Consider the following 7910-nt stretch of genomic DNA (forward strand, 5'->3'; position numbering starts at 1 on the left):
AAGTGGGATGAAATCACTAATATCAAAAAAATGATTTAACATAGAAAGTAAATTGTATTGATTTTGATTAAAAAACTTTTCAAAATCAGAAGAAATATTAGAAAAGTTTAATTGTTTAGCTTGAACTGGCATAAGTTTTTCCTCCTTTTTTCATTTTGAGTTATACACATCTAGTTAATGTATATATACCCAAAATGGGGGAAACTTAGCCATTTCTATAAATTTAAATGTAGTATTTATGCGAGTTGTAGAGTTCTGCAACGAGCTACTAAAGAAAATTAATAAGGAGGAATATATAATGAATAATAGAGAATTATTAAAGTTTGCAGAAGAGGCTAGAAAAAATGCATATGTTCCATACTCAAATTTCCATGTAGGAGCTGCACTTCTAACTAAATCTGGAAAAGTATATACTGGATGTAATGTAGAGTGTGCTTCATACGGAGGAACAAATTGTGCTGAAAGAACAGCTATATTTAAAGCTGTTTCAGAAGGTGAAAAAGAGTTTGAAAAAATAGCTATTTCTAGTGACAATAAAGGAGAGACTTATCCTTGTGGTATATGTAGACAAGTAATTTTAGAATTTGGAAGAGACATTAAAGTAGTAGTTGGAGAATCAGAAGGTGAAAATAAAGAAATATCTATAGATGAGTTAGTACCATATGGATTTACAGGAGCTGATCTTAACAAATAACAAGAGGTGATAAAATGAGCTTTAAATCAGGATTTGCAAGTATAATAGGAAGGCCTAATGTAGGAAAATCCACACTTATGAATAAAATTGTTGGGGAAAAAATAGCAATAATGAGTGATAAACCTCAAACTACTAGAAATAAGATTCAATCAGTATATACAGATAAAGAATTTCAGATAGTGTTTTTAGATACTCCGGGAATACATAAACCGAAAAATAAATTAGGTAAGTATATGGTAAAAGTCGCTACAGATACTCTTAACGAAGTAGATGTAGTTTTGTTTGTAGTAGATGACTCTAAAAATATTGGTCCTGGAGATAGAATGATTATAGAAAGCTTAAAAAGAGTTAAAACTCCTGTTGTTTTAGTTATAAATAAAATAGACCAAATCTCAAAGGAAGATTTAGTAATTTTAATAGAAAAATACAGTAAAGAAGAAGTTTTTGATGAGATAGTGCCAATATCTGCACTTAAAGGAGAAAATTTAGACTCCATAATAAAGGTTATAGAAAAATATCTTCCTCATGGACCTAAGTATTTTCCAGATGACATGATAACGGATCAGCCTGAAAGAGTTTTAATTTCTGAGTTAATAAGAGAAAAAGTTCTACATTATGTTCATGATGAGGTTCCTCATGGAGTTGCTGTAGAAGTTGAACATATGAAAGCTAGAGAAGACAATGACATTATAGATATATCAGCTATAATATATTGTGAAAGAGATTCACATAAAGGAATAATAATAGGAAAAAATGGTAGAAAATTAAAAGGAATAGGAAAATCGGCAAGAGAAGATATACAAAGGCTTCTAGGGTCAAAGGTATATCTTCAGACTTGGGTTAAGGTTAAACAAAACTGGAGAAATATGGAGAACTATATAAGTAACTTTGGATATAGTGACAAATAGCTAATCAATTGGGGGTGAAAATTATGAATAAGAATGAAATATTATTTGAAAAAGTAGTAGTAGAAGTTAAAGCTTTGATAGATAGTGAAAAAATAGTTGAGTTGAACGAATATTTAGAGGAGCTTCATCCCCGAGATATAGCAGAAATATTAGTAAATTTAGAAGAAGATAAGAAAATTAAATTATTTGAGGTACTTCCTTTAGAAATAGGAGCAAAAGTACTAGACGAGCTTGATTCTGATATATTTTCTTCTATTTTATCTAAAATTAGTATTGAGCATAAAAAAAGAATACTTGATTTAATGTCACAAGATGATATGGTTGACATTTTAAGTAATCTTTCAGAGGATAAAAGACAAGAAATTATAAATCTTTTAGATTCGGAGCTTGCTGAAGATATAAAAGAATTGTTAGTTTATAAAGAAGATTCTGCTGGGGGTATAATGACAACTGATTTTATTGCTCTAAGAAAGGATATTACAGCTTATTCTGCTATAGAATATCTAAGAGAAAATGCTCCAGATGCAGAAACGATTTATTATGTATATGTTATAGATAAACATGAAAAATTAGTTGGAGTTATATCCTTAAGAGAACTTATAATAGCAAAACCGAATTCTTTAGTTGAAGATATAATGAGTGAAAAGGTAATATCTGTTAATGTGAATGATGATCAGGAAGAAGTTGCAAAACTTGTATCTAAGTATGACTTTTTAGCAATACCAGTTACTGATACAAATAGAAAACTTAGAGGTATAATTACAGTTGATGATATAATAGATGTTATACAAGAAGAAGCAACAGAAGATATATATAAATTTGCTGGAACTTCAGAAGCAGAAAGTGAATATCTAGAAGAAGATAAATTTTTTCCAAAGGTTATATATTCTGTTAAAGCAAGGCTTCCTTGGCTTTTAATTACCTTACTTGGAGGTACTATGTCAGCTACAATACTTGGAAAATATGAAAGTACTATAAGCCAATATACTGCAGTATCTTTTTTTATGCCTCTCCTTACAGGAATGGGAGGAAATGTTGGTACTCAGTCTTCAACTCTTACAGTTAGAGGTATTGCCACAGGACATGTAGATACAAAAAGAGCTTTTAAAACAATATTTCAAGAAATGAGTGTTGGAGCTAGTGTTGGATTTGTATGTAGTATTATAATTTGTATTGTTGCATATTTATGGATGGGAGATTTTAAATTAGGAGTAGTTGTAGGGATTGCCATGGCTGCAAATATGCTTACAGCTGCCACTATTGGTACTGTAGTTCCAATAGTTTTTAAAAAGCTTGGAGTAGATCCTGCTGTTGCTTCCGCTCCATTTATTTCTACAACACTTGATATAACAGGTCTTACAATTTATTTCACTTTGACTACAATGCTTTTGCTACAAATTTCTTAAAATATAAAAAAATATAATGTATATTATCCCCCTTCTTACCAAAAATAAAACTAAATGGATAGAAGGGGGTTTTTAAAATGAAGAACTTTTGTTGGAAATATTTTAAAAAGACTGGTAACATAGAAGCTGTTATGTATATAATTGCATCTAAAGGTTTTCATTTTGAAAATGAACAGATAAGGGAGATAAAAGATACTCATGCTTATAAATACAGATGGAATAGTTTTGAAATCGATAAAATATGAAGAAGCAGACTCTATAGTAATATTATTCACACGAAAACTTGGCAAAATTTCGGCACTAGCAAAAGGTTCAAGAAGAGCAAAGAGTACGCTTCTTTCAGGAACTCAAGTTTTTTCTTATTCAAATTTTTTACTTAATAAATCTTCAGATATGTATAAAATAAGTCAGTGTGAAGTAAAAGAAAATTTTTATAATTTAAGCTATGACATAGATTTGTTATCTTATGCTTCTTATATAACTCAGCTGGTTGAAAGTAGTATATTTGAGAATCAAACAAACAATAGATTATTTGATTTGCTTTTAAAGACATTGTATTTGTATTCTAAATATGATTTAGACTATATATATATAACTAGAATATTTGAACTTAAGTTTTTGCATTATATAGGATATAAACCAAATGTTTTAAAATGTGTAAATTGTGGTAATAATAATTTAAACAAAGGTAAATTTAGTATAGTAAATGGAGGAATACTCTGTAAAAGTTGTACTCATATAGATAATACTAGTGTGAAAATTGACTCATCTACTATAAAATTAATGGAATACATATTAAAAAATGACATAATAATATGTAGCAAAGCAAAAGTTTCAAAATATATTATAAATCAGTTAGAAAATATTTTAAGCAGGTATTTAAAAGTCCATGTTGAAGACTTAAACTTAAAATCATTAAATTTTTTAGAAAATCTAAAGGGTTAGGAGTGTGGTATTATGGAAATTACATTAGAAAAAATTGATGAGATTATGAAAAGAATGAATGTAAGCTATGAAAAAGCAAAAGAAGCTTTGACTAATGCAAATGGAGATGTAGTAGATGCTTTAATTTATCTTGAAAAAAAAGATATAGGGATTTTTAAAGGAATTAATGAAAAAAGCAATGAAATTATAGAAAAATTAAAAGAAGTACTTAAAAAAGGAAATGTAACTAAAGTAATGGTAGAAAAGGATGGAGATGTACTTTTAAATCTCCCTGTAACAGTTGGAGCAATTGGTTTGGTTTTAGGACCGGTAGCAACAATAGTAGGAGTTTCTGCTGCAATGGTTAGTAAATATAAAATTAAAATAGTAAAAGATGATGGTGAAACTTTAGATTTAAGTGAAATGACACAAGAGTCATTTAATGAAATAAAAGATAAAATGAACTTAAAAAATAAAGATAATAAAGATATAACTGATGAAGTTATAAAAGAAGAAAAGCAAGATGACTTTAATAACCTTGACAAATAAACCTTATTTTGCTAAATTAAAAGTTAGAATTAGTTTAAATTTATTAAATTTAGCCTTTCGCGAAAGCGAAAGGCTAAATTTTTAAATGAATGTAGGAGGGAAAGAAATGAATTTTCAAGACATGATACTTGCTCTACAAAATTATTGGGCCAAGCAAGGTTGTATTGTAATGAATCCTTATGATGTAGAAAAGGGAGCTGGAACTATGAGTCCGTATACCTTTTTAAAATCACTTGGACCTGAGCCATGGAAAGTATGTTATGTAGAACCTTCAAGAAGGCCAACAGATGCAAGATATGGAGAAAATCCTAATAGATTATATCAACATCATCAGTTTCAATTAATATTAAAGCCATCTCCTGAAAATATACAAGAGTTATATCTAAATAGTTTAAAAGCTATAGGAATAAAGCCAGATGAACATGATATTAGATTTGTAGAAGACAACTGGGAATCTGCGGCAGTTGGTGCATGGGGACTTGGATGGGAAGTATGGCTTGATGGTATGGAAGTTACTCAGTTTACATATTTCCAACAAGTAGGAAGTATTGACTGTGAGTTGGAATCAGCAGAACTAACATATGGACTTGAAAGACTTGCTATGTATATTCAAGAGAAGGATAATGTTTATGACTTACAGTGGAATGATGAATTAACTTATAAAGACATATTTAAAAAAGCAGAATATGAACATTCTGTTTATAGTTTTGAAGAGGGCAATGTAGACATGCTGTTTGAACTTTTTAATACTTATGAAGAAGAAGCTAAAAAGCTTTTAGAAAAAGGATTAGTTCTTCCAGCTTATGATTATATATTAAAATGTTCTCATACATTTAACGTATTAGATGCAAGAGGGGCAATAGGTGTTAGTGAAAGAGCTTCGTTTATAGGAAGAGTTAGAACCATGGCGAGAATGGTTGCAAATGCTTATGTGAAACAAAGAGAAGAAATGGGATACCCTCTTTTAAAGAAAGGAGGAAACTAAGATGAATAAATATCTTTTATTTGAAATAGGATGTGAAGAAATTCCTGCTAGATTTATGAATAGTTCATTAAATCAGTTAAGAGAAAATACTAAAAAGCTTTTAAATGAAAATAGAATTAGTTTTGAAAATATAAAAACATATGGAACTCCTAGAAGACTTACCTTGATAGTTGAAGGACTGAATGAAAAGCAGAATGATTTAGAAGAGGAAATAAAAGGACCAGCTAAAAGGATTGCTTTTGATGAAGATAACAATCCTACAAAACCACTACAAGGATTTATGAGAAGTAAAGGATTGAGTGTAGAAGATTTATACTTTAAAGTAGCAGGAAAAGAAGAATATGTGTTTGCCAAAATAAAAGAAGAAGGAAAAAATACCAAAGATGTTTTAAAAGAATTACTTCCAAATATAATAAAGTCTATAAACTTCCCTAAATCAATGCGCTGGGGAGGAAAAAAATTAAGATTTACTAGACCTATAAGATGGATAGTATCAGTTTGTAATGGAGAAACTTTAGAATTTGAAATAGAAGGAATAAAAGCTTCTAATATTACAAGAGGACATAGATTCCTTGGAAGTGATAATATAGTTGTAAATTCTCTTGATGAATATTTAAATAAATTGAGAGAAAATTATGTAATACTTGATCAAAATGAAAGAAAAGAAATGATAAAAGAGCAGTGTATAAAAGTAGCACAAGATTTAGGAGGAAAACTTCTTTTAGATGGAGATTTGCTTGAAGAAGTTACATATATATTAGAATACCCAACTGCTTTTTATGGAGAATTTAAGGAAGATTACTTAAAACTTCCAAAGGAAGTAGTAATAACTCCTATGAAAGAGCATCAAAGATATTTTCCAGTAGTAAAAGAAGATGGAAGTTTGCTTCCTAACTTTATAACAGTTAGAAATGGTACAGATTATAAAATAGAAAATGTAAAAAAAGGAAATGAGAAAGTTTTAGAAGCAAGACTTGCAGATGCATTATTCTTCTATAAAGAGGACACTAAAAAATCACTTGAAAGTTATGTAGATGGACTTAAAAATGTAGTTTTCCAAGAAAAATTAGGAACTGTATATAACAAAACTCTCAGAATTGAAAAATTATCTGAGAAACTAGTTCAAGATTTAGGATATGAAGAAGAAAAAGAAGAAACTTTAAGAGCTGCAAAGCTTTGTAAAGCAGATTTAGTTACAAACATGGTATTTGAGTTTACTGAACTACAAGGTATTATGGGAAGAGAATATTCAAAGGTATCTAAAGAAAAAGAAATAGTATCAGAGGCTATTTTTGAACATTATCTTCCAAGATTTTCAGGAGATGATCTTCCGAATACAAAAGCAGGAATAATACTTTCTATAGCTGATAAATTAGACTCAATAGCAGGATTTTTTGCAATAGGAATACAACCTACAGGATCCCAAGATCCATATGCTTTAAGAAGACAAGCTTTAGGTATAATTAATATTATAATGGATAAAAATATTAGTATAAGCTTAAAACAAATCATAAATTATTCTCTAGATAATTATGATAATTTAGATTTTGATAAAGAAAAGGTAGCTTTAGAAATACTTGAATTCTTTAATCAAAGAATTAAAAACTTATTTAGTGAAATGGGAATAAGATATGATGTAATAGATTCAGTGTTAAATGCTAATACTGATGATATAGCAGATATGTATATTAGAGCAAAAGAGCTTAATTCGTGGATAGAAAAAGATGAAATTGTAGAGATATTAACTGCTTTTAATAGAGTTTCTACATTAGCACAAAAAGCAGAGTCTAAGGAAGTAAAGGAAGACTATTTACAAGTAGACGAAGAAAAAATTCTTTATAGTAAATTTAAAGAAGTAAGTAATAATGTAAACTTAGCTATACAAAAAAGAGAATATTCAAAAGCATTAGACGAGTTTATAAGTTTAAAACAACCTATTGATAATTTATTTGATACTGTAATGATTATGGATAAAGATGAAAATATTAAAAACAATAGACTTGCTCTATTAAAACAAATATATGACACAATGCTTTTAATATGTGATTTATCAAAAATAATGTACAAGTAGTTAAAGCCGGGGGAAAGCCCGGCTTTAAACTTTTTTTATATTAAGTAGGAAATTATAAAATTTCAAAATCTGTGGAAAACTTGCTAAAATATATGTATAAGTATTGAAAAAAGAGAGATGAAGAGATGACTAAAGTAACATTAAAAAAAATATTGCAAGATAATTGGCAAAACTTTTTAAAGAAAAAAATTAAAAGAATTCCGAAGGTAATAAGGGCAGATGTTATAGAAACAGTTGAAAAAGCAATGGACTGTGGGAGGCTAGAAAAGGGATATACAGAGTATATGTGTTTAGAATGCATGGAAAGTAAGAGAGTAGGCTTTACATGTAAAAGTAAATTTTGCACTAGATGTGGGAGAATTTACGTTAGTAA

General features: G+C 28.8%; 9 protein-coding genes. All 9 read left to right on the plus strand.

Annotation, left to right across the window (positions count from 1 at the left end; genetic code table 11):
* The first annotated feature begins 238 nt into the window (after positions 1–238).
* On the plus strand, positions 239–694 hold the full coding sequence (locus BUA77_RS12060; protein ID WP_072890608.1) for a cytidine deaminase: 456 nt from the start codon (positions 239–241) through the stop codon (positions 692–694).
* 14 nt (positions 695–708) lie between these two features.
* Positions 709–1602, plus strand: coding sequence for a GTPase Era (era, locus tag BUA77_RS12065; protein WP_072890609.1), 894 nt, complete (start codon positions 709–711; stop codon positions 1600–1602).
* A gap of 23 nt (positions 1603–1625) precedes the next feature.
* On the plus strand, positions 1626–3008 hold the full coding sequence (gene mgtE / locus BUA77_RS12070; RefSeq protein WP_072890610.1) for a magnesium transporter: 1383 nt from the start codon (positions 1626–1628) through the stop codon (positions 3006–3008).
* A 77-nt stretch (positions 3009–3085) separates the two neighbouring features.
* On the plus strand, positions 3086–3253 hold the full coding sequence (locus BUA77_RS14025) for a hypothetical protein (protein ID WP_159428993.1): 168 nt from the start codon (positions 3086–3088) through the stop codon (positions 3251–3253).
* A complete protein-coding gene (recO, locus tag BUA77_RS12075; protein WP_072890611.1) occupies positions 3207–3953 on the plus strand; it encodes a DNA repair protein RecO in 747 nt (248 codons plus the stop codon). The genes BUA77_RS14025 and recO overlap by 47 nt, the downstream gene beginning before the upstream one ends.
* A 12-nt stretch (positions 3954–3965) precedes the next feature.
* Positions 3966–4481, plus strand: coding sequence for a DUF4342 domain-containing protein (locus tag BUA77_RS12080; RefSeq protein WP_072890612.1), 516 nt, complete (start codon positions 3966–3968; stop codon positions 4479–4481).
* Positions 4482–4587: 106 nt separating this feature from the next.
* Positions 4588–5466, plus strand: a complete 879-nt coding sequence (gene glyQ / locus BUA77_RS12085; RefSeq protein WP_072890613.1) for a glycine--tRNA ligase subunit alpha — start codon at positions 4588–4590, stop codon at positions 5464–5466.
* 1 nt (position 5467) lies between these two features.
* Complete coding sequence (glyS, locus tag BUA77_RS12090; protein WP_072890615.1) at positions 5468–7537, plus strand: glycine--tRNA ligase subunit beta; 2070 nt, start codon at positions 5468–5470, stop codon at positions 7535–7537.
* A 125-nt stretch (positions 7538–7662) separates the two neighbouring features.
* Positions 7663–7910: transposase zinc-binding domain-containing protein (locus tag BUA77_RS12095; RefSeq protein ID WP_200773954.1), on the plus strand; the 248-nt coding region annotated here is incomplete at its 3' end.

The organism is Tepidibacter formicigenes DSM 15518 (assembly GCF_900142235.1).
GTDB classification, from domain to species: domain Bacteria; phylum Bacillota; class Clostridia; order Peptostreptococcales; family Peptostreptococcaceae; genus Tepidibacter; species Tepidibacter formicigenes.